At 72.8% G+C, this 23,817-nt stretch carries 23 protein-coding genes and 1 pseudogene; 17 read left to right on the top strand and 7 right to left on the bottom strand.

Translation table 11 applies throughout. The features are described from left to right. Positions 1 to 92: 92 nt before the first annotated feature. From ASG70_RS08675 to ASG70_RS08685, 3 genes are read right to left on the bottom strand one after another with little or no spacing between them, the layout of a single operon-like run. A complete protein-coding gene (locus tag ASG70_RS08675) occupies positions 93 to 272 on the bottom strand; it encodes a hypothetical protein (RefSeq protein ID WP_056883442.1) in 180 nt (59 codons plus the stop codon). A 51-nt stretch (positions 273 to 323) separates the two neighbouring features. After that, entirely contained in the window at positions 324 to 1,733 is a 1,410-nt protein-coding gene (locus ASG70_RS08680; protein WP_056883443.1) for an MBL fold metallo-hydrolase, read from the bottom strand. A 42-nt stretch (positions 1,734 to 1,775) separates the two neighbouring features. After that, complete coding sequence (locus ASG70_RS08685; RefSeq protein ID WP_369818891.1) at positions 1,776 to 2,114, bottom strand: rhodanese-like domain-containing protein; 339 nt, start codon at positions 2,112 to 2,114, stop codon at positions 1,776 to 1,778. A gap of 193 nt (positions 2,115 to 2,307) precedes the next feature. On the opposite strand from ASG70_RS08685, the gene trxA reads away from it, so the two are divergent. From trxA to ASG70_RS08705, 4 genes are read left to right on the top strand one after another with little or no spacing between them, the layout of a single operon-like run. Beyond that, positions 2,308 to 2,676, top strand: a complete 369-nt coding sequence (gene trxA, locus ASG70_RS08690; protein WP_056883444.1) for a thioredoxin — start codon at positions 2,308 to 2,310, stop codon at positions 2,674 to 2,676. A gap of 59 nt (positions 2,677 to 2,735) precedes the next feature. Continuing rightward, complete coding sequence (locus tag ASG70_RS08695; RefSeq protein ID WP_056883445.1) at positions 2,736 to 3,128, top strand: DUF302 domain-containing protein; 393 nt, start codon at positions 2,736 to 2,738, stop codon at positions 3,126 to 3,128. Between the two features lie 44 nt (positions 3,129 to 3,172). After that, positions 3,173 to 3,439: a metal-sensitive transcriptional regulator gene (locus ASG70_RS08700; RefSeq protein WP_056883446.1), complete on the top strand. Its 267-nt coding sequence runs from the start codon at positions 3,173 to 3,175 to the stop codon at positions 3,437 to 3,439. Position 3,440: 1 nt separating this feature from the next. Then, positions 3,441 to 4,739, top strand: coding sequence for an MFS transporter (locus ASG70_RS08705; RefSeq protein WP_056884090.1), 1,299 nt, complete (start codon positions 3,441 to 3,443; stop codon positions 4,737 to 4,739). 52 nt (positions 4,740 to 4,791) lie between these two features. Here the strand turns inward: ASG70_RS08705 and ASG70_RS08710 are convergent, their stop codons facing one another. Next, positions 4,792 to 5,145 (bottom strand): cupin domain-containing protein, encoded by a 354-nt coding sequence (locus tag ASG70_RS08710; RefSeq protein WP_056883447.1) that lies wholly within the window; start codon positions 5,143 to 5,145, stop codon positions 4,792 to 4,794. Positions 5,146 to 5,531: 386 nt separating this feature from the next. Here ASG70_RS08710 and ASG70_RS20350 point away from each other — a divergent pair. Both ASG70_RS20350 and ASG70_RS08725 read left to right on the top strand, forming a co-directional pair. Next, a pseudogene (locus ASG70_RS20350) lies at positions 5,532 to 6,788 on the top strand (alpha/beta hydrolase); the annotation flags it as partial. 163 nt (positions 6,789 to 6,951) lie between these two features. Beyond that, on the top strand, positions 6,952 to 8,139 hold the full coding sequence (locus ASG70_RS08725; protein WP_156399901.1) for a C40 family peptidase: 1,188 nt from the start codon (positions 6,952 to 6,954) through the stop codon (positions 8,137 to 8,139). Between the two features lie 59 nt (positions 8,140 to 8,198). Here ASG70_RS08725 and ASG70_RS19925 read toward each other — a convergent pair whose 3' ends face one another. Further along, a complete protein-coding gene (locus ASG70_RS19925) occupies positions 8,199 to 8,765 on the bottom strand; it encodes a dsRBD fold-containing protein (RefSeq protein ID WP_056883451.1) in 567 nt (188 codons plus the stop codon). Between the two features lie 206 nt (positions 8,766 to 8,971). Between ASG70_RS19925 and ASG70_RS08735 the strand changes: the two genes are divergently transcribed. Beyond that, positions 8,972 to 9,943 carry a Gmad2 immunoglobulin-like domain-containing protein gene (locus ASG70_RS08735; RefSeq protein ID WP_156399902.1) on the top strand — a complete coding sequence of 324 codons (972 nt, stop codon included), beginning with the start codon at positions 8,972 to 8,974 and terminating at the stop codon, positions 9,941 to 9,943. A gap of 78 nt (positions 9,944 to 10,021) precedes the next feature. Here the strand turns inward: ASG70_RS08735 and ASG70_RS08740 are convergent, their stop codons facing one another. After that, positions 10,022 to 10,837 (bottom strand): PAS and ANTAR domain-containing protein, encoded by an 816-nt coding sequence (locus tag ASG70_RS08740; RefSeq protein ID WP_082590367.1) that lies wholly within the window; start codon positions 10,835 to 10,837, stop codon positions 10,022 to 10,024. Between the two features lie 406 nt (positions 10,838 to 11,243). Here ASG70_RS08740 and ASG70_RS08745 point away from each other — a divergent pair, with 406 nt between their 5' ends. Continuing rightward, on the top strand, positions 11,244 to 13,424 hold the full coding sequence (locus ASG70_RS08745; RefSeq protein WP_056883454.1) for a DEAD/DEAH box helicase: 2,181 nt from the start codon (positions 11,244 to 11,246) through the stop codon (positions 13,422 to 13,424). 77 nt (positions 13,425 to 13,501) lie between these two features. On the opposite strand, the gene ASG70_RS08750 is transcribed toward ASG70_RS08745, so the two are convergent. Then, positions 13,502 to 14,410 carry a MerR family transcriptional regulator gene (locus tag ASG70_RS08750; RefSeq protein ID WP_056883455.1) on the bottom strand — a complete coding sequence of 303 codons (909 nt, stop codon included), beginning with the start codon at positions 14,408 to 14,410 and terminating at the stop codon, positions 13,502 to 13,504. A gap of 321 nt (positions 14,411 to 14,731) precedes the next feature. Between ASG70_RS08750 and ASG70_RS08755 the strand changes: the two genes are divergently transcribed. From ASG70_RS08755 to ASG70_RS08795, 9 genes are all read left to right on the top strand, one after another. Next, positions 14,732 to 15,961, top strand: a complete 1,230-nt coding sequence (locus tag ASG70_RS08755) for a heparan-alpha-glucosaminide N-acetyltransferase domain-containing protein (RefSeq protein ID WP_056883456.1) — start codon at positions 14,732 to 14,734, stop codon at positions 15,959 to 15,961. Between the two features lie 62 nt (positions 15,962 to 16,023). Next, entirely contained in the window at positions 16,024 to 17,340 is a 1,317-nt protein-coding gene (locus tag ASG70_RS08760; protein WP_056883457.1) for an NAD(P)/FAD-dependent oxidoreductase, read from the top strand. Continuing rightward, complete coding sequence (locus ASG70_RS08765; RefSeq protein ID WP_056883458.1) at positions 17,337 to 18,068, top strand: DUF1365 domain-containing protein; 732 nt, start codon at positions 17,337 to 17,339, stop codon at positions 18,066 to 18,068. Before ASG70_RS08760 ends, ASG70_RS08765 begins: the two co-directional genes overlap by 4 nt. Further along, positions 18,065 to 19,402 carry a class I SAM-dependent methyltransferase gene (locus ASG70_RS08770; RefSeq protein ID WP_056883459.1) on the top strand — a complete coding sequence of 446 codons (1,338 nt, stop codon included), beginning with the start codon at positions 18,065 to 18,067 and terminating at the stop codon, positions 19,400 to 19,402. Before ASG70_RS08765 ends, ASG70_RS08770 begins: the two co-directional genes overlap by 4 nt. Continuing rightward, positions 19,399 to 20,715: a cyclopropane-fatty-acyl-phospholipid synthase family protein gene (locus ASG70_RS08775; protein ID WP_056883460.1), complete on the top strand. Its 1,317-nt coding sequence runs from the start codon at positions 19,399 to 19,401 to the stop codon at positions 20,713 to 20,715. The genes ASG70_RS08770 and ASG70_RS08775 overlap by 4 nt, the downstream gene beginning before the upstream one ends. Then, a complete protein-coding gene (locus ASG70_RS08780; protein ID WP_056884091.1) occupies positions 20,715 to 21,503 on the top strand; it encodes a DUF1295 domain-containing protein in 789 nt (262 codons plus the stop codon). Before ASG70_RS08775 ends, ASG70_RS08780 begins: the two co-directional genes overlap by 1 nt. 42 nt (positions 21,504 to 21,545) lie before the next feature. Continuing rightward, on the top strand, positions 21,546 to 21,968 hold the full coding sequence (locus ASG70_RS08785; RefSeq protein WP_056883461.1) for an HIT family protein: 423 nt from the start codon (positions 21,546 to 21,548) through the stop codon (positions 21,966 to 21,968). After that, the gene (locus tag ASG70_RS08790) at positions 21,965 to 22,486 is read left to right on the top strand and encodes a methylated-DNA--[protein]-cysteine S-methyltransferase (protein ID WP_056883462.1); all 522 of its coding nucleotides are present in this window, start codon (positions 21,965 to 21,967) and stop codon (positions 22,484 to 22,486) included. The genes ASG70_RS08785 and ASG70_RS08790 overlap by 4 nt, the downstream gene beginning before the upstream one ends. A 187-nt stretch (positions 22,487 to 22,673) precedes the next feature. Beyond that, entirely contained in the window at positions 22,674 to 23,798 is a 1,125-nt protein-coding gene (locus ASG70_RS08795) for a lytic murein transglycosylase (protein WP_056883463.1), read from the top strand. Positions 23,799 to 23,817: the final 19 nt, after the last annotated feature.

A 23,817-nucleotide genomic window follows, 5' to 3' on the forward strand; every position in this document is an offset into this window, starting at 1 on the left:
GACGCGGAAGGGGGCGCGTGCGTCCTGGTCGCTCGGGCGCCGCCTGACAGGGGGATGGCGGCGACGCCCGGTCCTGGGGGGGAGGGAGCGGGTCAGCTCCTGCCGAAGAGCCGGCCGAGGAACGACCCGCCGGTCGTGGCCGCAGCCTCGTCGGCGCTGTGACCGGGACAGCGGTCAGCGCGGGGCACTCCGGCCATGACCTGGTCGACGTGTTGGCCGCAACCGGCCCAGGTGGTCTTGCCGCAGACCTTGCAGCTCACGGGACGGCACATGGTGGTTCTCCTTGCGGGTGAGGGGATGGGGCGTAGGAACTGGTGCGGGGGTCAGGCTGCCGCGGTGACGGGCAGGCCGGAACCGGCGGCATTCTCGCCGTAGCTGTCGTCGACGGCGACCACGGGGACACCGCGGGCGGCGAGGACGGAGGCGGCGATGGAGGCGCGGTACCCGCCGGCACAGTGCACCCAGACCTCTCCGGCGGGGACCTCGCCGACGCGGCCGAGGAGCTCGTGCAGGGGGATGTTCACGGCGCCGTCGATGTGGCCCTCGTCGAACTCGGAGGTGCGACGAACGTCCAGGACGGTGACCTGCCGGTGGTGGCGGACCTGCGCGAGGTCGGCGAAGACGGCCCGCTCGAAGCTGCCCAAGGGGTTGTCGGTCCACTGGTCCGGGGTGCCGGTCGCGGCGCCGGCGAGGTGGTCGATGCCGATGCGGACGAGCTCGCGCTGGGCTTCGGCCACCTGCTCGGGTGACTCTCCGAGCAGGGTGAGCGGTGTGCCCCACGGGATCAGCCAGCCGAGGTAGGTGGCGAACTGCCCGTCGACGCCGAAGTTGAGGGTGCCGGTGACGTGCCCGGCGGCGAACGCGGTACGGGTGCGCAGGTCGACCACCCACTCCCCGGCCGCGATCCGGGTGGCGAGGGTGTCCTTGTCGGCAGCCTCGGGTGCGGTCAGGTCCGGCGCGCTGGGGCCCGAGCTGTTGGCCGGCCCCATGTGGGCGTAGTAGGCGGGGTAGGCGTCCAGCCCGGCAAGGGTGTCGGCCACCCACCGCTCCTGCTCCTGGGTCAGGGCCGGGTTCTGGCGCTTCTCGTCCCCGATGGTGGAGGCGGTGGCCTCGCCCGTGGACCCGGCCGAGCAGAAGGACCCGAACCCGTGGGTGGGCAGGACGTGCGTGTGCTCTGGCAGCTGGTCGGCGAGGCGGTGCGCGGAGGCGAACTGGTGGTGGACCAGGTCATGGGTGTGGTCGTGGCCGAGCAGGTCCGGCCGGCCGGTGGCGCCGAACAGCAGTGACCCGCCGGTGAACACGCCGACCGGCTCGAAACCCTCACGGTCCGTGGAGGAGGCCTCGAGGGCGTAGGACAGGTGGGTGAAGGTGTGGCCGGGGGTCGCGATGGCGCGGACCCGCATCGTGTCGGACACCTCGATGACGTCGTCGTCGCTGATGGGCGACCGCTCGTAGGACACCTCGTCCGCCGCGTTGACGTGGTACCGCGCGCCGGTGGCCTGCGCCAGGGCGAGGCCACCGGTCACGTAGTCGTTGTGGATGTGGGTCTCGAAGACGTCCGTGATGCGCACGCCGGCCTCGACGGCGAGGGACAGGACGCGGTCGATGTCGCGTTGGGGGTCGATGACGACGGCGACCTGCCCGTCGTGGGCGAGGTAGGAGCGGTCGCCGAGGGTGGGGGTGTCGATGGGGATGATGACCGGGGCACTCACGGGCGAGGCGCTGGTGTTCATGGATGGTCCTTTCCGGGACAGGGTGCGGGGGAGGTCGGGAGGTCAGGCGTGCGGGCGCTGCCCGGTGACCACCGGGCGGCCCGCGCTGACCCAGGCGGAGGTGCCGCCGGCGACCGAGAGGGCGTCGAAGCCCGAGTGGGCCAGGTAGTCGGTCATGGCGCCGGAGCGGTTGCCGCTGGCGCAGATGACGTACACGGTCCGGGTCCGGTCGAGCTCGCTGGTGCGCGAGGGCAGCTGTCCCATGGGCATCAGCACCGCGCCGGGCACGTGGCCGCCGACGTACTCGCCGGGCTCGCGGACGTCGATGACGGTGGCTCCGTCGGCGTGGGCGGCGGCGAACGCTTCGAGGCTGACCTCGGACATCTGGCTGCTCTCCTTCACGTGGTCATTGATACCCAGCGGGGTATGCGATGGAGCCAACGGTAGTACCCCCGGGGGCATGGCCGTCAAATCGAGATGGCTGTTGTGACGTACCCCACGGGGTATCAGTCGACGCGGCGGGAATGGACGAGACTGGTGGGACGCTGCATACCCCAGCAGGTATATCCTCAGCTCAGCAGACCAAGGAGAACCCATGAGCGCCACCACCCTGACCGGTCAGAACTTCGAGTCCACCATCACCGCCGGCGGCATCGTCCTCGTCGACTTCTGGGCCTCGTGGTGCGGCCCGTGCCGCCAGTTCGCGCCCGTCTTCGAGGCCGCCTCGACCCGGCACGAGGACATCGTCTTCGGCAAGGTCGACACCGAGGCCGAGCAGGCCCTCGCGGCAGCCGCACAGATCACGTCCATCCCCACCCTGATGGCGTTCCGCGACGGCATCCTCGTCTTCTCCCAGCCGGGCGCCCTGCCAGCAGCCGGCCTCGAGCAGGTCATCGCCGGCGTCCGCGCCCTCGACATGGACGCCATCCGGGCCGAGCTCGCCCAGCAGAACCAGCCCGCCTGAACCAAGCACCCCGCACCCTCGACCCGCCCGAACGCCAGCGCCGACCAAGGAGACCCGCCATGGGCTACGCCCTGAGCACCACCGTGAACCAGCCGTTCGAGCCCGTCCTCTACGCCGCGCGGTCGGCGTTGGTCGAGGAGGGCTTCGGCGTCCTGACCGAGATCGACCTCGCGGCCACCCTCAAGGCCAAGCTCGACGTCGACATTCCTGCCCAGGTCATCCTCGGCGCCTGCCGACCCCCGCTGGCGTACGCAGCCGTGCAGGCCGAGCCGTCCATCGGGCTGCTCCTGCCGTGCAACGTCGTCGTCCGAGCCATCGACGACACCACCACCATGGTCGAGGCGATGGACCCCGAGGTCATGGTCACCATGACCGGCAACGAGAACCTCGCGCCCGTCGCTGCCGACGCCCGCGAACGACTCACTGCCGCCCTGGCCGCCCTCACCGCCTGACCCCGTCCCACCCGCCCTTCCACACCCCGCTCAGGAGCGTCACGATGGTCACCCTCAACACCGACGACATGACCCCCGTCATCAACCGCCTGCGCCGCGCCCAGGGCCAGCTCGGCGGCGTCATCCGCCTCATCGAGGAGGGGCGGGACTGCCGCGACGTCGTCACCCAGCTCGCCGCCGTCAACCGCGCGCTGGACCGGGCCGGGTTCGCCATCGTGTCCTCCGGCATGCGCGAGTGCATGACCTCACCCGACGGCATCAGCTCCGAGGACCAGGCCACCATGGAGAAGCTCTTCCTCACCCTTGCCTGACCTGTCCGCACGCGCCGCCCGCAGCGGCGGCGGCACGAGTGCGCCCGCCCTCGGCCTTCGAGCGAACCTGCCGCAGTTCGTCCTCCTGGTGGCCGTCAACGCCCTCGTCGGCGGCATGCTCGGCCAGGAACGCACCGTCCTGCCGCTGCTCGCCGCGGGGGAGTTCGGACTCACCGCCCACACGGCAGCGTTGACGTTCATCGCCGCCTTCGGGCTGTCCAAGGCGGTCGCGAACTACGCGGCTGGGACCTGGTCCGACCGGTACGGACGCAAACCGGTCCTCGTCGCAGGGTGGCTGGTGGCCGTCCCGGTGCCCCTCCTGCTCATCTGGGCACCCTCCTGGACGTGGGTCATCGTCGCGAACGTCCTGTTGGGTGTGAGCCAAGGGCTGAGCTGGTCGACCACCGTCGTCATGAAGATCGACCTCGCGGGCCCAGCCCGACGCGGCCTCGCCATGGGACTGAACGAGGCAGCCGGGTACGGAGCTGTCGCCGCCACGGCGCTGGCGACCGGCTACATCGCGGCGCACGCCGGCCTGCGACCCGAGCCGTTCTACCTCGGCATCGCCTTCGCTGCCCTCGGTCTGGGGGCCTCGGCCCTGTTCGTCCGTGAGACCCACGACCACGCCCACCACGAGGCCAGCACGGCGGCGTCCGGACACCTGCAACGGGCCTCCCTGTCCGACCGGGACATCTTCGCCCGGACCAGCTGGCGCGACCGCACCCTGTCCTCGGTCAGCCAGGCAGGTCTCGTGAACAACCTCAACGACGGCCTCGCCTGGGGGCTGTTCCCCGTCCTCTTCACCAGCGCCGGCCTGTCCGTGAGTCGCATCGGATGGCTCGCAGCCACCTACCCAGCCGTCTGGGGAATCGGGCAGGTCGCCACCGGTGCACTGTCCGACCGGTGGGGCCGCAAACCGTTCATCGTCACCGGCATGCTCACCCAGGCCGTCGCCCTCGCCCTCGTCGCCCTCAGCGGCACCTTCTGGACCTGGCTGGCAGCAGCCGTCCTCCTCGGCGCCGGCACCGCGATGGTGTACCCGACCTTGCTCGCCGCCATCGGCGACGTTGCCCACCCATCGTGGCGCGCCCGGTCCGTCGGCATCTACCGCCTGTGGCGCGACGGCGGCTTCGCAGCCGGCGCCCTTCTCGCCGGAGCCATCGCCGACCTGTGGGGTGTTCGGCCGGCCATCTGGGTCGTCGCCGCCCTCACGGCAGCGTCCGGTGTCGTCGTGCACCTGCGGATGAGCTCCGGTGCCGCGTCCAACCCCACGCGTGCCGCATCGAGCCTCACGCGCTGAACCAGGCCCACGCCGTCGGCGAAGATCCAGAGGTCACCTCCGCGGAGGGTCCTCAGCGCGGTTGCGCGTAGGCAGCGATGCCGGTGTCGAGGAGGACGCAGGCCTCGTCACCCACGGTCCACGCGTCGTGCCCGGGCTCGATGTCCACGACGTCGCCGGGGCCGACCTCGAGCTCGGTGCCGTCGTCGGCCTGCACGGTCATGCGTCCGGAGAGGCAGATGCCGGTGTGGTGCGTCTGGCACGAGGTGGTGCCGGCGATGGGCTTCACGTCCTCGGACCAGCGCCAGCCCGGTTCGAAGACGCCACGGCCGAGGGTGAAGCCACCCAGCGTGACCACGTCCATGTGGCCGTGGTCCCGGTAGGGGCGCTGCTCGTGCGGTGTGTCGATGTTCTGTTTGCTGCTCATGGGCCTCCCTTCGCCACGCACTCCAGCCTCCGGCGCGCCCGCCGGGGCGACAACCCGCAAAAGTGTGAGCCGCTGGTCGTGGGGTGGGGGTGGGGACCTTCGCCTCTGCGCGGTGCCGGCGCCCTCGACCCATGCTGGAGCGCGGGGTGGACGGCGTCCGTGCCGCACGCGGTGGGGCACGGACGCCGGCGACAGGGATGTGCGTGCAGCGTGGGAGGTGCGTGGTGGGAGCACGTGGCAGCACACGGGTCCGCGTCGCCGCGCTCTGCCCCGCAGTGCTGGCTCTGGCCGTCGCCTGTACGACGTCGCCGGGCACCCCCTCCAGCGGCACCCGGACGCCGCCCACGGCGAGGGTGGTGGAGGGAAGGACGCTGGCGGGGACACCGATGGCGGCCTGCACCATCAGCGGTGAGCAGCCGGTCAAGGCGCAGGCGGCTGCCCTGTGCGGAGTCCTGTCCGTGCCGGAGGACCGGTCCACGAGTGGCGGCCGACAGGTCGGCCTGAGGGTGGCGGTGGTGCCAGCCGTTGCGCCGCACCATGATCCGGACCCCGTGTTCGTGCTGGCCGGTGGTCCGGGGGACGTGGCGACCCAGTTCTTCGCGTGGCTGCCGTCGGTGTTCAAGGACCTCCACGCGACGCGCGACATCGTGCTCGTCGACCAGCGTGGCACCGGTGGGTCCCACCCCTTGACCCTGCCGCAGCCGCCGGACACCACGGGACAGTCACCTTCTCGCGCCGACCAGCGCCTGACGGCCTGGTCCCGCGCAGGCCTCGCGTCGCTGGACGCCGACCCACGGCTCTACACGACCTCGGTCGCAGCGGACGACCTCGACGCGGTCAGGGCGGCCCTGGGCTACGCCAAGGTCGACCTGTACGGCACGTCCTACGGCGGCACCGTCGCCCAGTACTACCTGCGCCAGCACGGCGACCGGGTACGGGTGGCGGTCCTCGACGGGTCGACGCCGGTCGACGTGCCGGTGCTCGAACGGATAGGGCGCAACAGCCAGGCGGCCCTCGACCTGCTGTTCCGCCGATGCGCAGCCGACCCGGCGTGCCACCACGCATTCCCGCGCCTGGGCGCCGAGTGGAACGGGCTGGTGAAGCGGTTCGGCCACCCGGTCACCGTCGTCGACCCCGCCTCCGGCGCGACGCAGACGGTGGACAAGGTCATGCTCGCCACCGCGGTCCACGCTGCGCTGCTGACCGAGTCCGGTGCGGCGCAGCTCCCGCTGGCACTCCACCTCGCCTACCGGGGCCGGCTGGTCGAGGCCGCCCGGCTCATCGGCACCTCGGATGGCGGCGGTCCGCGCCTGCTCATGGCCGACGTCATCACCTGCTCCGAGAGCTGGGCGCGGTACGACCCGGTGGAGGTGGCGCGGCAGGGCGCCCGGTCCTTCGCCCTCGCCCGGGAGCTGGCGCTGGCACGGCAGCGCGCCGCCCTCTGCGCCCACCTGCCGAAGGGCGTGGTCCCGGCCGACGACGCCGCCGCGGTCCGCACCGACACCCCGGTGCTGTGGGTGACCGGCGACGGCGACCCGCAGGACCCACCGGCCAACCTCTCCGCGGTCACCGCGCAGGAGACCCACAGCCGCGTCGTCGTGGTGCCGGCGCAGCAGCACGTGGTCGGCCACCTCGGGTGCCTGCCGTCGGTGGTCGCCGTGTTCGTCGACGCCGGGAGCGCCGACGGGCTGGACGTCTCGTGCGTGGCGCGCGCGACCCCGGCCCCTGCGTTCAGGCTGAGGTTACGGCGCCGTGCCGGGACGTCGAGCACTGGTGCCGCGCGGTCGCGGGGCAGACGGTCGAGGCGTGGGCTCCAGGATCGTCGTCACCGCAGTGACCCTCGTGTGGGGGCTCGCCCTGACCGCGTGTGCGGGCCCCTCGCGTCCGACGCCCTCGACGCTGCGCCCCGCCACCGCCGCCACGGCCACCACCACGACCTCGGGCTCCCGGAGCACGACGACGCACGACGCCACTGCCGGGCCGTCGACGTCGTCGCCCCGGTCGAGTGCGGCCCACACGTCGACCTCTCCTCGGACGCACACCACGACGGCTTCCGCCCCCTCCCGGACGAGCAGCCAGGTGACACCGCGGGCCGGGCACTCCGCGTGGGTCGCCGTGTCCGTCGCGACCCTCTGGCGCTCGTGGTCCTCGCCGCGGGCCGTGGACCAGCCCGCGCTGCGCGCCCCGGCCGACATCCGCGGGTGGCTCGCGGCGATGACCCTGTCCGACCGTCGTGGCCTCCAGGGCCGGGCCGACACCCAGGCGCTCCTGGGCGACCGCGTGCTGGTGGTCGCCATCTCCGGCACGTGGGCGAAGGTCGTCGTGCCCGACCAGCCCACCCCGCTCGACGCCCGCGGCTACCCGGGGTGGCTGCCGCTGCGCCAGCTCAGCGCCGCACCCGCCGCATCGGCGACCGAGTACGCCACGGTCGTGTCACGGACCGCGTGGCTGCGCACCGACTCCGCCGCTGCCACCCCGGTCGTGGAGATCAGCTACGGCACGCGCCTGCCGGTGCTGGCCGGTGTCGGGAGCCGGCTGCGCGTGGGGCTGCCCGGCGGCATGGTCCGCCGGGTCGACGCGGGGCTCGTCGCCCGCCGGAGCGGTACGGCCGCGGCGCAGCCGACCACCGGCGCCTCGCTCGTGCAGTCGGCCCAGGCCTTCACCGGGCTGCCGTACCTCTGGGCGGGACGCTCGGGGTTCGGCTTCGACTGCTCGGGCCTGACGTCGCTGGTCCACCGCGTGCACGGCGTGGTCGTCCCCCGGGACGCCGACGCGCAGGCCACGAGGGGCAGGAGCGTGTCCTCCAGCGCGCTGCAGGCCGGCGACCTGCTCTTCTACGCGACGGCGTCCGGCTACGTCCACCACGTGTCGATGTATGCCGGGGGAGGGCTCATGGTCCAGTCGCCGGCCACCGGGCAGGCCGTGCAGACCATCCCGGTGGCCACGCCGTCGTACGCCGCGCAGTTCGCGGGCGCGCGGCGCTACCTCCCCTGACCCGCCAGCGCCCGCGGGTCCGCCAAGGGGTTCGTCAGGGAGCGAGGTGCCGCCCTCAGTCAGCGGGGGCGCAGGGTGACGTCGTGCTCGCCGGTGCGGTCCTCGATGTCGCCCTCGGCCGTCTCGAGCAGCTGGTCGGCGAGCCGGCGCAGGGCCCGGGCGACCGCCACCTCCTCACCGATCTCGGGGGTCACCAGGTCGTGGGGGCTCCGCTCGCTGTGGCCGCTGGCGCTCAGCCTGTTCGGTGAGTCGGCCACGAGCAGGACGTGGGCGTCGGTCTCGTCGTCGGAGCCGAAGATGCTGATCCGCACCTGCCAGTCGCGGACGTGGTGCGGGCTGTCACCACCGGCCGCCCTGGGTGCCGCGGAGGTCCCGTGGCCGGCCTCCTCGTGCCGGCCGTTCCCGTCGTGGCCCTCGTGGTGCCCGTCCTCGTGGTGCGGCGGTGCGCCGATGCGCAGGACCGCCCCGGGACCCGGGTAGATCAGGCCCTCGTGGCCGTCACTCCACTTGACGAGGAACGGCGGTGTGCCGCCCGGCCCCCGGGCCTCGAGCACCTCCCCGTCCCTGACCGGGCCCTCCACGACGACCGGCGCGAGGACGATGCGGTCTCCAGGCTGTGCCTTCATGGCAGCCTCCATTCTGGTGTCCGGGAGGCCAGTCTGTGCGTCCGGTGGGGCGGCTCCACAGGGCCCTAGGTCCCGTGCCGACGTTGGTCGAGAGCTCGGCGCCGAGATGAATCGTCAACGAGGAGTAAGGGACGGGGCTTTCGACCCTGGAGGCAGTCGCAGGCATGCGGTGTGCTGTGGGGGAGGGAGAAGAGGGAGAAGACGTCATGAGGAGTCGACGAGCAAAGGTGGTGGCGGGGGCTGTCGCGCTGCTCGCCACGGTCACGGCGTGTGCCGGAGCGGGCAACGACGCCACGTCCAGCTCGTCCTCGTCGACGGCAACGACCTCGTCCACCCAGCCGAGCGCGTCGTCGAGCAGCAGCTCTTCGAGCGCAGGCCCGTCCAGCTCCACCACACCGGGTGGCGCCACGTCGACCACCCCCCACGGCTCGTCCACCCTGCCCGCCCGCACCCTCCCGAGCATCCCCGTCTACTACATCGCCGAGTCCCAGCGCTCGTTCCGGCTGTACCGCGAGTTCCGCACCGTCCCCGACGCGGGCGGGGCGGTCGCGTCGGCCGTGCGCGCGATGACCCGGCTGGCCCCACTCGACCCGGACTACATGACGCCGTGGCGACCCGCCAGCCGGATGACGGTGTCGCAGCGGGGCACCACGATCACCGTGGACCTCTCCGCCGACGCGTTCTCCAACCACGACGTCGGCAGTGAGGTCGCGGCGACGGCCATCCAGCAGCTCGTCTACACGGCGACCGCGGCGGCGTACCAGAACGGCACCCCCGCCACGACGGTCACCATCACCAAGGACGGCGGCCCCGCCGACGTCTGGGGCGTCCTGCGCATCGGCACCCCCACCCGCCGCGCCCCGCTGCAGGACGTCCAGGCGCAGGCGTGGGTGACCTCACCCCAGTACGGCGAGGTCCGCAAGGCGGGCTCGGTCAGGTTCACCGGGTACGGCACGTCGTTCGAGGCCACGTTCGGCTGGGTCGTGCGGACCAGGGCCGGAGCGGTCGTGGCCCGCGGGACCGCCATGGGCGGGACCGGCACCGGCGGATTCGGGCAGCTGTCCTTCACGACGCGGCTGCGGCCCGGGACCTACACCGTCACCCTCTCGACCGACGACCCGTCGGGTGGCGAGGGCGCCGGACCGGCCACCGACGACAAGACGTTCACCGTCCGCTGACGCACCGTAGGCCGGTCCGAGCGACCAGCCGGGCCGGGCGACCAGCCGGGCCGGGCGACCAGCCGGGCCGGGCGTCCCTCAGTCGTCCTCGAGGGGCTTGAGGCCCAGGTAGGTGCAGGCACGCCGCGCCGGGCTGAGGTCGTCGTCGTCCTCGACCGCGACGAACTCGGTGACCAGGCCCTGCGCGATGACCTCGACGGGCTCGCCGGTCTCCTCCGACCGCCACCGCAGGAGCTCGAGGGCCGCGCCGGCCGTGAGCCGGAAGGCGCCGATGAGGATGCCCTTGGCCTGCTCGAGGGCGATGAGGTGCTCGAGCGACGGGGTGCTCTGCGTACGGGCGTCGTCGGCGTGCCCGGAGAAGGCGTGCGTGAGGTCGACGAAGTAGCCCTGCACGGCGATGACGTTCCCGTCGTCGTCGCAGAAGCCCTCACCCACCGAGAGCACCTCACGGACCCGGCCGCGGGCGTCGACGACGCGGTGGCGGCAGCAGAAGGGCTCGCCCGTCGTGAGGACGCCTCGCAGCGTGTCCTCGGTCGCGAGGAGGTCCTCGGGGTGCTTGTGCGCCATCAGGAGGTCGGTGCTCGGGTCGACCTCACCGGTCTCGAACCCGTGGAGCGCGAACATGCCCGGCGACCACCACCACGAGCCGGTGGGCACGTCGTAGCGGAACCTCGCGGCCGGCTCTGAGGTGCCGGCAGCGACGGCCACGAGCGGGTTCAACGGGGCGTCCCAAGGGTCGTTGACGTCGACGGCGTCCTTGTCGGGGGTCGCGTCCGTCGTCGTGCCGACCGGGTCGTGCGCCGGCTCCATCGCCTCGGTCGCCGGCCTCGCGTAGTCAGGGCTGGGCTCCGTCGGCGCCGTCCCAGAAGTCTCTGGCGGGGTGGCAATGCTCATGTCGACTCTTCCGCGTAGGCCCCTCGAACAGTGCCCCGACCCTACCCACAACCAGGGGAGATATGTCCCTTGCGGTCTTCCGACCTTGCCCTTCCCGACCCGGACCGGCCCTGCCGTCCGCCACCGGCGCCGCTGGGCGGTACGATCGGAGCAGTACCGGCTCCCGGCCGGACCGCCCCATCTCGCCCCGGCTCGGCCCGGTGCTCGGCGGCTGTCGTCCAGGAGTTCGTCGGTGCCACTCGGGGGTGAGCCGCCTGGCCGCCCCGACCTCCAGCGGGTGGGTGGTGCCGAGTCGCGTCGTGGGGGTCCTCGGACCGACCCGACGTCCGATCGTCCGGCCGTGACGTGCGCGCCGGTTGTCAGTCCGCACACCAGCTCGTCGCGGTCTACGCGGAGGAGGAGTCAGTTGGCTCGAGGCCAGCGCCAGAACGGCGCCGCCCGCAGCGGCGGTTCAGCCGGCGGTCCCGGCCGGGGCGGTGCGTCCCGGCGCGCCGGCGACGGGGGTTCCCGACCCGGTCGGCGGCTCCGCGAGCTCGACAACGAGGGCATCATCCCGGTGCTCGCCAAGGCGGTCCGGGAGGTGGAGACCGCCGCCCAGCGCGGTCGTGTCCGCCCCTCTGGCCGCACCACCTTCCAGGTCGTGGCCCTGCTCGTGCGCGAGGAGCGTGCGCGGCTCAAGGCCGACACCAGCCTGACCGAGGGCCAGCGCGCCGAGCAGCTCAAGCGGCTCGACGGCATCGCGACCATCCTCGCCAAGACGGCTGCCCGCGACACCTCGCTGCTGGTCCTCCTGGCCGAGGACGCCACGGTCTCCGACGACGCGAAGGTCCTGCGCCGCGAGATGCAGGTGGCGGCGGGGCTCGCGCTCCCCGAGGAGGAGGAGCCCGAACCCGAGCCCGAGACCGTGACGGCCACCGTGGACCGCCGGGTCGTGCCCAGGTCGGTCGTCGCGCGCCAGCTCTCCAACCCGTTCCTCTCCCCCGACTTCTCCGCCGTCGAGCACCACCGCCCCGTGACCGGCCGCCTCGGCAGCTGGGAGCTGCTCGGCCCGCTGTTCCGCTCCTTCGAGTACGGTGGCGCCTCCTCCTGCATGGACCTGCCCGAGCCCGGACCGCTGGCCACCCCGCCCGGTATGGAGCTGATGCACCACCAGGCGCAGCTCGTCGAGTCGGCGGCCCAGGGGCACCGCACCTTCCTGCTGGCCGACGAGCCGGGCCTCGGGAAGACCGCGCAGGCGCTGCTCGCCGCGCGGGCAGCCGAGGCATACCCGCTGCTCGTCGTGGTGCCGAACGTCGTCAAGACCAACTGGGCCCGCGAGGCGCAGCTGTGGACCCCGGAGCACCCCGTGACCGTGGTGCACGGCAACGGCGAGGACATCGACGGGTTCGCCGACATCGTCGTCGTCAACTACGAGGTGCTCGACCGCCACGTCGGGTGGCTGGGCGACCTCGGGTTCCGGGGCATGGTCGTCGACGAGGCCCACTTCATCAAGAACAAGACCTCGCAGCGCTCGCAGCACGTGCTGCAGCTCTCGGAGCGCATCCGCACCCGCACCGTGCGCCCGCTCCTCATGGCCCTCACCGGCACCCCGCTCATCAACGACATCGAGGACTTCCGGGCCATCTGGCAGTTCCTCGGCTGGATCGACGACAAGAAGCCGCTCGGGCCGCTCATGCACGCGCTCGAGCAGACCGGGCTGACCCCGGCGGATCCCGGCTTCTACACCGCGGCCCGCGCCAGCGTCATCGACCAGGGCATCGTGCGCCGGCGCAAGGTCGACGTCGCCTCCGACATCCCGGCGCGTCGCATCGCCGACCTCCCGGTGGAGCTCGACGACGAGGCCGGGCGCTCGATCCGGGCCGCGGAGCGCGAGCTGGCCAGGCGCCTGGTGGCGCGCTACGACAGCGCCATGGAGACCCGCAGGTCCAGCGTCCTCGTCGAGGGGATCGACCACGAGCTCGTACGGCGCGTGGCGCGGTGGGAGCGGGAGGACACCAGCCCCTCGGCGACCGAGGAGAACGTCTTCGGCGTCATGCGGCGCATCGGCCAGGCGAAGGCCGGCCTCGCCGCCGACTACGCCGCGCAGCTGGCCCGCAGCGTCGGCAAGGTCGTGTTCTTCGCCAAGCACATCGACGTCATGGACGTCGCGGAGGAGACCTTCGCCAAGCGGGGGCTGCGCTACTCGTCGATCCGCGGTGACCAGACGCCCAGGCAGCGCGAGGCGGCGATCGCGGCCTTCGTGCAGGACCCCGACGTGGCGGTGGTCGTCTGCTCGCTCACGGCGGCGGGGGTCGGCCTCAACCTGCAGGTCGCGTCCAACGTCGTGCTCGCAGAGCTGTCGTGGACCGACGCGGAGCAGACGCAGGCCATCGACCGGGTGCACCGCATCGGCCAGGGTGAGCCGGTCACCGCGTGGCGGATCATCGCCGCGCAGACCATCGACCCCAAGGTCGCCCAGCTCATCGACGGCAAGGCGGGACTCGCGGCGCGCGCGCTCGACGGCTCCGACGAGGACGTCAGCTCCTCCGAGGACATCCAGCTCGAGGCCCTGGTGGCCCTGCTGACGGAGGCGCTCGAGAAGCGGTAGGCCGGCCACGTGGCAGAGAGGCGGCCTACGCCGCCTCTGTGCCCTGGGCCCACTCGGCGTACCCCGCGTGGGGTGCCTCAGTGCCGCGGAGCCTCGTCGAGGGCCGCGGCCAGCGCCTGCGAGGCCGCCTGGATCGTGTGGCCGAGCGGGCGGGTCCCGTGCCCGACGTCGTCCTGCGCCGAGCCCCCGACGCACAGCGGCAGTTCAGGGTGCGCGGCCCGCAGGGCCTCGACCGTCTCGCGCACGGCGACCACGTCCATCCCCATCGGGGCGCCGATGACCACCGCGGCCGGGGACCGCGCGCCGACGAGGCCGACCCAGCTGGGTACGGGGAGGTCGGCGCCGAGGTAGACCACGTCGACCCCGAGGCGTCGCAGCGCGACCGCGAACGCGAGGACCCCGAGCTCGTGCAGGGCCCCACGCGCCAGCCCCACGGCGACCCGCGGGCGGTGCACGGGGACGATGACGGCGTCCAGGGCCGCGCCGAGGCGTCGCTGGACCGCTGCGCTCACGAGGTGCTCGCCCGCGACGTCGACCACGCCGTCACGCCACCACGTCCCGACGGTCTCGAGCGACGGCATCAGCCACTCGTCGACGACCTGCTCGAACCCGGCGCCGGCGAAGGCGGTGTCGAGGGCGGCGGCGACGGCCTCCCGGTCGAGATCAGCGGCTGCCTGGGCCAGTGCGGTGGTGTCCCACGTCCTGCCGCTGGGACCGGCCGGGGGAGGGGCAGCTGCCAGGCGCCGGTGCCCGTCCACGGGCAAGGCCTGGGCCTCGCCCAGCAGGTGGGCGGCCGCCGTCTGCGGTGACCACCCCGCAGCCACCAGCGACGACATCGCGCGGACCACCTGCAACGCGTGGTCGTCGTACAGGCGGTAGCCGCCCTCGGTGCGCTGCGGGTGGACCAGGCCGTAGCGCCGCTCCCACACGCGCAGGGTGGCTGCGGGTACGCCGGTCAGCTGCGCCGCGTGCCCGATCGTGTACACCCCGGAAAGGCTAGTCCGCATCCTTGGGCAAAGGCTGGACAACGGCGTGGACGAGGGGCACCATCGTTCTTGAGAGACCTTGAACAGAGATTGGACACGGTGACCTGGCCCGACTCCTGTGTCCATCCCCGTGGCTCGGGCTGTCCCTCTGGCAGCCCCTGCGCGGGCGGACCGTGGATGGCCCCTCCCGGTCTGCCCGGCACGGCCCCGACGCGCTGTGACGCGCTCCAGCGCGTCGGGGTCCGGCCGAGACCCCTCGCGCTGCCGTTGCCCCGTGCCGGGAGACGCGCGGCGGAGCACCGCTGCTGTCAGGATAGGCTCATGAGCGAGCCGGTGCTGCCCGACGTGGCGGCGGGCCGGATCGTCGGGGTCGACGTCGCGCGGGCGCTGGCGCTGGTCGGCATGATGGCCACCCACGTCCTGCCTGGCCGGGTCGGCGACGAGGTGCCGTGGGTCCAACAGCTCGCGGGCGGTCGCGCGTCGGCCCTGTTCGCCGTGCTGGCCGGGGTCAGCATCGCGCTGGTCAGCGGGCGCACCACCCCGCTGCACGGCACCGCGCGCCGGGATGTGTCGGTGCGCCTGGTCGTGCGGGCGCTGCTCATCGGCGCCCTCGGGCTCGCCCTCGGCACGGTGCCCACGGTGATCGCGGTCATCCTGGCCTACTACGGCCTGCTGTTCGTCCTCGGTCTTCCCTTCCTGGGCCTTCGGGCCCGGGCGCTGGCGGGCTGGGCGGTCGGCTGGGCGCTGGTTGCCCCGGTGGCCGCCCACCTGCTGCGTCCCCACCTGCCGCCGCACGAGGTCGGCAGCCCCACGCCGGGCGACCTCCTGCGACCGGGGCACCTGCTCTCCGAGCTGCTCCTGACCGGCTACTACCCGGCCGCGGTCTGGCTCGCCTACCTCCTCGCGGGTATGGCGCTGGGTCGCCTCGACCTGCGCCGCACCGCGACCGCGGCGCGCGTCGCCGTCGTCGGGGTGGTCACGGCCGTCGCCGCGACGCTGGTCTCCGCGGCGCTGCTGGGCCGCCCGGGTGCGCGAGCGGCCCTGGCCTCGACCTACCCCGACCTCGCGCACGCCGACCCCGAGCTGCGGACCGACCCCGGCGCCCTCGACGCCCTGCTGACCCACGGCCTGTCCGGGACCACGCCCACCGGTTCCTGGTGGTGGCTGGCCACGGTGGCACCCCACTCGGGGACCGCCCTCGACCTGGCACAGACGACCGGCTCGGCGATGGCCGTGGTCGGCGGTTGCGTCCTGCTGGTGCGCCGCCGGCCGGACGTGTGGGCTGCGGTGTTCGGGGCCGGCGCGATGACCCTGTCCCTCTACACGCTGCACGTGCTGCTGATGGCGCAGGGCTGGTGGCCCGACTGGGAGGCTCCCGAGCACTTCGACGACCAGGTGCTCGTGGTGGCCGTGGTGGGGGCGTTCTTCGCCCTCGTGCCACTGCGCGGTCCGCTCGAGACGGTCGTCGCCGTGTTCTCCCAACAGGCCGGCCGGTGGGCGCGGCGGCTGCCAAGGCTCGAGCCCGCTGTCCACCGGGGGCACCCCGGCTGAGGCAATCCGACCAGGCGCACACGACGAACGACCAGCAGTTGACCACGATCGGATGGACACCAATGCCAGCACCACGCCGCGCCGTCATCGGCAGCGGGATCGCAGGACTCGCGGCCGCGCACGTGCTCAGCACGCGCGGCCCCGTCACCCTGTACGAAGCCGACAGCCGCCTCGGCGGCCACGCCGACACCCACGAGGTGCAGGTGGGAGGTCGCACCGTCGGCATCGACACCGGCTTCATCGTGCACAACGACCGCACCTACCCGACCCTGCTGCGCCTGTTCGCCGAGCTGGGTGTGGCGACGCAGGAGTCGGACATGAGCATGTCCGTCCGGGACGACGAGTCGGGCCTGGAGTACGCCGGCGCCAAGAAGGCCAAGGGCCTGTTCCCCCGCAGGCGCAACCTCACCGACGCCGCGTACCTGCGGATGCTGACCGAGGTGCGCACGTTCCACCGCGAGGCGCGTGCGGTCCTGGCCCGGACGCTCGGCGACGACGGCGTCGACGAGACCCTGGGTGGCTTCGCCGAGCGCGTCGGCTTCACCACCTACTTCACGCGGCACTTCCTCGAGCCGGTCGTGGCCGCCGTCTGGTCCTGCGACCCGTCCCTGTCCCTGGACTACCCGGCCCGCTACCTGTTCGAGTTCCTCGACCACCACGGCATGCTCACCGTCTTCGGGTCGCCGACGTGGCGCACCGTCACCGGTGGCTCCAAGCGCTACGTCGACGCGCTCGCAGCCGGTCTCGACGAGATCCGCCTCTCCAGCCCGGTGCGCTCCGTCGTGGAGACCTCGCTCGGCGTCGTCGTCGAGGACGCCCGGGGTGGATCGGAGACGTACGACTCGGTCGTGGTCGCCGCCCACCCGCACCAGGCGCTCGCCATGCTCGGCGAGGCGACCCCTACCCAGCGTGAGGTGCTCTCCTCGATCCACTATTCCAGCAACGTCGCCCAGCTGCACACCGACGAGGCGGTCCTGCCTCGCAGCGAGGGTGCGCGGGCCTCGTGGAACTACTGGCGGCGGCCCTCGGCTGCCGCCGGCACCGGGGTCCTGGTGACCTACGACCTCACGCGGCTGCAGCGGCTGGACGTGCGGGGACCGCGGTTCCTGGTCACCCTCAACGGCATGGACTGCGTCGACCAGGCGAAGGTGCTCGACACCATGTACTACGAGCACCCCCTCTACACGCCGGAATCCGTTGCGGCGCAACGTCGCCTGCCGGTGATCAACACTGCGCGCATCGCGTTCGCCGGCGCCTACCACGGCTGGGGGTTCCACGAGGACGGCGCCCTCGCGGGCGTCCGCGCCGCAGCGGCCCTGGGCGTCGACTGGGACGAGCCGGCAGGGCGGCCGGTGCCGACGGAAGCGGCGGTGCGGTGAAGGCCCCGGCCTCGACGCGCATCTACGCGACCTCGGTCCACCATGCGCGCAAGGAGCCGGTGGCACACCGGTTCCGGACCCGCAGCCAGCAGTGGCTCGTCGACGTCGACGACCTGCCGCAGCTGGGACGCCTCGCGCCCCTGGCACGGTTCGAGTCGCGTGACCACCTCGGCGACCCGGGACGCACCCTGCGGCAGAACATCGACACCTTCCTCGCGTCCCGGGGCGTCGACCTCGGGGGCGGACGGGTGATGATGCTCGCCGTGCCCCGGGTGCTCGGGACCGTCTTCAACCCGATCAGTCTCTTCTGGTGCCACGGCCGCGACGGACGCCTGGTGTGCACCGTGGTCGAGGTGCACAACACCTACGGCGACCGCCACGCCTACCTCGTGCACGCCGACGACCGCGGCCGTGCGGAGGTCGACAAGGCGCTCTACGTCAGCCCCTTCAACGACGTCTCCGGCTCCTACAGCCTCGTGGTGCCCGAGCCCGACGACCAGCTCCGCGTCCAGGTCGTCCTGCGCCGTCCGGGCCACGCCCCGTTCGTCGCCGGCATGACCGGCCGGGCGCTGCCGGTGCGGACCAGCACCGTCCTGCGCTTGGCGCTCACCCAACCCCTCGAACCCCTGGCCGTCTCGGCGCGCATCCGCATCCACGGCATCTGGCTGTGGCTGCGGCGCCTGCCGGTCCAGCCCCGACCTTCCCACCACCAGGAGGCAGTCCAGTGACCACCGCCACCGCCGGCCTCTCCACGAGCCCGGTCATCGACCCCACCCGCTGGCCCGACCTGACGGCCCGTCGGGCCAGGGTCCGTCGCGCCGTCGAGGGCGCTGTCGCGCGCCGCATCTTCCTGTCCGTCGTCCGCCGCCTGCCCGTGCGCGTGCAGATCGGCCGCGAGGCGATCGTCGGCGGGGGCATCGGCGACCTTGCCGCGCCCCTCATGGTGATCGAGCGGCCCGACGCGTTCTTCGCGGCCGTCGGAGCCGGGGGGCTCATCGGCTTCGGCGAGTCCTACATGGTCGGTGACTGGAACGCCGAGGACCTCGGCGGGCTGCTCGAGATCTTCGCCGCCCAGATGGGCACCCTGATCCCCGAGCCGCTGCAGCGGCTGCGCGCGTTCTACGTCGCCCGGGCCCCGCACACCGAGAAGAACACGACGACCAACACCCGCAACAACATCGCGCGCCACTACGACCTGTCCAACGACATGTTCGCGACGTTCCTCGACAGCACGCTGAGCTACTCCTCGGCCCTGTTCGAGGCGGACGACGTGGCCGGCACCCCGCTGGCGGGGGAGCGCGTGACGCTCAGCACCCCGCACCTCGTGCCCACGTGGGAGGCGCTGGCCGAGGCCCAGGGCCGCAAGGTGGAGCGCATGCTCGACTCGGCCGGGGTGGGCGACGGGACGCGGGTGCTGGAGATCGGCACCGGGTGGGGTGAGCTGGCGATCCGCGCCGCCCGGCGGGGGGCCAGCGTCGTCTCGGTGACGCTGTCGTCGGAGCAGCAGGCTCTCGCCCGCGAGCGTATCGCCGCAGCCGGGTTCGCCGACAGGGTCGACGTCGAGCTGCTCGACTACCGGCTCGTCGAGGGCGAGTTCGACGCGGTCGTCTCCGTGGAGATGATCGAGGCCGTGGGCCACGACTACTGGGGTGAGTACTTCCGCACCATCGACCGGGTGCTCGCGCCGGGCGGCAAGGTGGCGGTCCAGGCGATCACCATGCCGCACGACCGCATGCTGGCCACGCGCTACACCTACACGTGGATCCACAAGTACATCTTCCCCGGGGGCTTCCTGCCCTCGACCCAGGCGATCATCGACGTCAACCGCGTAGAGACCTCGCTCCGCGTGACCGAGCGGCTCTCCTTCGGCCAGCACTACGGTGAGACGTTGCGGCTGTGGGACGAGCGCTTCCTGGCCTCGCTCGACCGCATCCACCAGCTCGGCTTCGACGAGGTCTTCGACCGCATGTGGCACTTCTACCTCGAGTACTCGCGGGCGGGCTTCCGCTCCGGCTACCTCGACGTCCAACAGCTCGTCCTCGAGAGGGAGGGGGGCCGATGACCGCGACGCAGACCACCACCACCCGCACCACGACGACGTCCGTGCCGGGGGTGGCGACCGAGGTCGCCGAGGCCCTGGCGCCGTTCGTGGGCGGTGAGCTGCCCGTGCGCCTGACCGCCTGGGACGGCAGCAGCGCCGGACCGGCCGATGCGCCCCATGTCGTGCTCCGCTCGCCGCGGGCGCTGCGACGCCTGCTGCGCCACCCCGGCGAGCTCGGCGCGGCGCAGGCCTACGTCACCGGCGAGCTCGACGTGGAGGGCGACCTCGGCACGGCACTGACCCACGTGTGGGACGTCGCGCACGAGCGCGGGCTGGGCGGCATACGCCCGACGCCGGCGACGCTCGCCGCAGTCGTCAAGGTGGCGAAGAGCGTTGGGGCACTAAGCATCCCGCTGCCCCCTCCGGCGAGCCAGGCCGTCCTCAAGGGGCGCCTGCACAGCCTCGGCCGCGACAGGCAGGCCATCCACCACCACTACGACCTGTCCAACGAGTTCTACGAGCTCATCCTCGACCCGCACATGGCCTACTCGTGCGGCTACTGGACCTCCGACGATCCCGACTACACGGTCGAGGACGCCCAGCGGGACAAGCTCGACCTCGTCTGCCGCAAGCTCGGCCTCGAGCCCGGGATGCGGCTGCTCGACATCGGCTGTGGCTGGGGCTCGATGAGCCTGTACGCCGCCGAGCACTTCGGCGCCCAGGTCACCGGGGTGACGATCGCCGCCGAGCAGAAGAAGCTCATCGACGCCCGCATCGCCGAGCGCGGCCTGCAGGACAGGGTCGAGATCCGGCTGCAGGACTACCGCGACGTGCCGGACAGCGGCTTCGACGCGGTCGTCTCGTTGGAGATGGGGGAGCACGTCGGGCAGCGCAACTACCGCACCTACACCCACGTGCTGCACAACCGCGTCCGCCCCGGTGGGCGGGTCCTCATCCAGCAGATGTCGCGCCGGGGCCGTCACCCGGGCGGTGGGCCGTTCATCGAGTCCTTCATCGCCCCCGACATGACGATGCGCCCGGTCGGGCAGACCGTCGACCTGATCGAGGAGTCGGGGCTGGAGGTGCGCGACGTGCACGCCCTGCGTGAGCACTACGTGCGCACCGTCGACGCCTGGCACGACACGTTCGAGGCCAACTGGGACCGCGCCGTCGCCCTCGTGGGCGAGGAGGTGGCGCGGGTCTGGCGCCTCTACCTCGTGGGTGGGTCGATGGCCTTCCGCGACGGTCGCATGGGGGTCGACCAGATCCTCTCCGTCCGCCCGGACCGCGGCACCTCGGGTCTTCCCCCGCAGCGACCGACGACGTGGTCGTGATGTTCGACGGCTCGAACTTCGTTGCGGTCAGCGGACTCTCGCTGCTGGCAGTCCTCGTGCTCATGGCCGTGACCGCCGTGGTGGGCGCGCGCCAGGGGCGGGTCAGCGTGGTCGACACCACGTGGGGGCTCGGGTTCGTCGTCGTGGCGCTCGTGGCTGCCCTCGTCGGCGACGGCACCGGCTGGCGGCGACTCGCCCTCGTGCTGGTCGTCGCCGTGTGGGGCCTGCGCCTCGCCTGGCACGTCACGCGGCGCAACGCCGGTAAGGGCGAGGACCCGCGCTATGAGGAGATGCTGGCCAAGGAGGAGGGCAACCCCACCTGGGTCGCGATCCGCAAGGTCTACCTCGTGCAGGGCGCGGCCGTGTGGTTCGTCTCCCTGCCCATCCAGGTCAGTGCCGCGGCCGGCCCCGGGGTCACCGCGGTGGCCGTCGTCGGACTGCTGCTCTGGGCGGTCGGGCTCGCCTTCGAGGCGGTCGGCGACGCCCAGCTCAGGGCGTTCAAGGCCGACTCCTCCAACAAGGGCAAGGTCATGGACCGTGGCCTGTGGTCCTGGACGCGGCACCCCAACTACTTCGGCGACTCCTGCGTCTGGTGGGGCATCTACCTGGTCTCCGCGAGCGCATGGCCCGGGGTCCTGACCTTCCTGTCGCCGGTCGTCATGACCTACTTCCTCGTCTTCGCCACCGGCGCCCGGTTGCTCGAGAAGCACATGGGCGAGCGACCCGGCTACGCCGATTACCGCCAGCGCACGAGCTACTTCCTTCCCCGTCCGCCCAGGAAGGCCTGAGGGGCGCCCGCACTGTCCGACCCGGCGGCTAGGGTCCATCGGGTGGACTGCCTCTTTTGCCGGATCGTCGACGGCTCCGTGCCGGCCACCGTCGTCGTCGACGAGCCGTTCGTCCTCGGGTTCCTCGACACCCGTCCGCTGTTCAAGGGGCACGTCCTGCTGGTGCCGCGCATCCACGTCGACACCTTCGCCGACCTGCCCGCCGAGCTGCTGCCGGTGCTCATGGGGGCAGCCCAGCGCACGGCCGGGGCCGTCGTCGCGGGGCTCGGCGCGCAGGGCTCGTTCGTCGCGATGAACAACGTCGTGTCGCAGTCGGTCCCGCACCTGCACGTGCACGTCGTGCCGCGCACCAAGGGCGACGGCCTGCGCGGGTTCTTCTGGCCGCGCACCAAGTACGCCTCGGACGACGAGGCACGGGAGTACGCCGCTCGCGTCGCCGCCGCCCTCGAGCCTCCCCGCGCATGAGCGGCGCGGCACCGGGTGGCCCGAGGACCCACTCGGTCCTCGCGTCCCCGATCGGTGAGCTCACCGTCGTGGCGCAGGACGGCGCGCTCGTGGCGGTCCACATGGACGCGGCGAAGCACCGTCCCGACGACTCGTGGTTCGGTGAGCGCGACGACGACGCGTTCGAGGCTGCGGCGACCCAGCTCGAGGAGTACTTCGACCGCAGGCGCACGTCCTTCGACCTGCCCCTCGCACCGGTGGGCAACGCCTTCGAGCAGCGGGTCTGGGCCCTGCTGCGCGAGATCCCGTACGGCGAGACCCGCAGCTACGGCGACCTCGCGCGGGCCCTGGGCGATGTCGGGTTCAGCCAGGCGGTGGGTGCTGCGAACGGACGCAACCCGCTGGCCATCGTGGTCCCGTGCCACCGGGTGGTCGGTGCCGACGGCAGCCTGGTGGGGTATGCCGGGGGCCTGGACCGCAAGCGGTTCCTGCTCGCGGTGGAGGAGTCCGAGGACACGCGGTCACAGCGGCTCTTCTGACGCCCTGCGACCACGCGTCCGCCGGCGCGGGTGGGCGTGGGTCGGTGGTCGCCGGCGGTGCCGGTGTGGCTGGTGGTGCCAGTGACCGTTCTGGCCTCGTCCGTTCGTGCCGAACACGTGCCGTCCACGAGCCCTTGCAGGCGTCGCAGGGCAGGCTGCTGGGGTCGAGAGAGGGGCAGGGGACGGCGTGAAGGTGTTCAAGCTGGCCGTGCTCGGCGGCCTGGTCGCGGCCTTCGGCCTGCAGGCGGCCGTGGTGCAGCGGTCCGTCACCGCGCAGCCCGCGGGCAGTCACGCTGCCGTGGCGGCTCCCGCCGTCCTGTCCACCGCCGACGTCCCCGACACGTGGTCCTTCGACGACCGTGACCGTGCCCGGCCCGTGGTGGTGCAGGCTGTCGCTGTCGCCCGGGTGACCCGGGCTGCCGCCGTCCGCCGGCCGCCGCGACCTCCCCGCACCGCCGCCACCGGCGCGATGCCCGCACCCGGCACCCCGCAGGCAGTCCTGGCCAAGGCCTATGTGTCCGCCGTGGCCAAGGCGCCGGACGGCTGCCACCTCAGCGCCGCCCACCTCGCAGCCATCGGCCAGGTCGAGTCCGGGTCGGTCGGCGGACGGTCGGTCGACGGCGACCACCGGGTGACGCCCCAGATCTACGGTCCGCTGCTGGACGGCGGTCCGTTCGCGGTCGTGCACGACAGCGACGGTGGCGCGTACGACGGTGACAGCAGCTACGACCGCGCGATGGGCCCGCTGCAGTTCCTCCCCGGCACCTGGCGCTGGGCGGGTCGCGACGGTGACGGCGACGGTCGCCGCGACCCCCAGAACGTCTTCGACGCAGCCCTGGCCACGGCCGGGTACCTGTGTGCGGACGGGCGCGACCTGCGAGCCGACGGGCAGCTGCGCTCGGCGATCCTGTCCTACAACTTCTCGGGTGACTACGTCGCAGCCGTCACCGACTGGGTCGCGTTCTTCAGCCGGCACGGGCTGGCCGCGATGGACGACGTGGCGTTCAGGGTCGGGTCCGGTGGCCGGGCGAGCGACCTGCCGGTCCCCGAGACCTCGACGACCTCGAGCACCTCGTCCACCACCAGCTCGTCCACCACGAGCACGGCGAGCACCACCACGCGACCCGCCACCACCCGGACGACGGCCCCGAGCGCCCCGTCGACGACGAGGACGGCGCCACCGACCCGCACACCCGTGCCGCCCCCGAGCTCGTCCTCGACCACCACGCCAGCTCCGCCGACCACCACGACGCCGCCCTCGGACCCGGTCGTGCCGGCGCCCTCCGACACGACCCCGGGGGCCACGGGCTGAGACGCCCGACGTGACGCCG

Source organism: Phycicoccus sp. Soil748 (assembly GCF_001428025.1).
Lineage (GTDB): Bacteria > Actinomycetota > Actinomycetes > Actinomycetales > Dermatophilaceae > Pedococcus.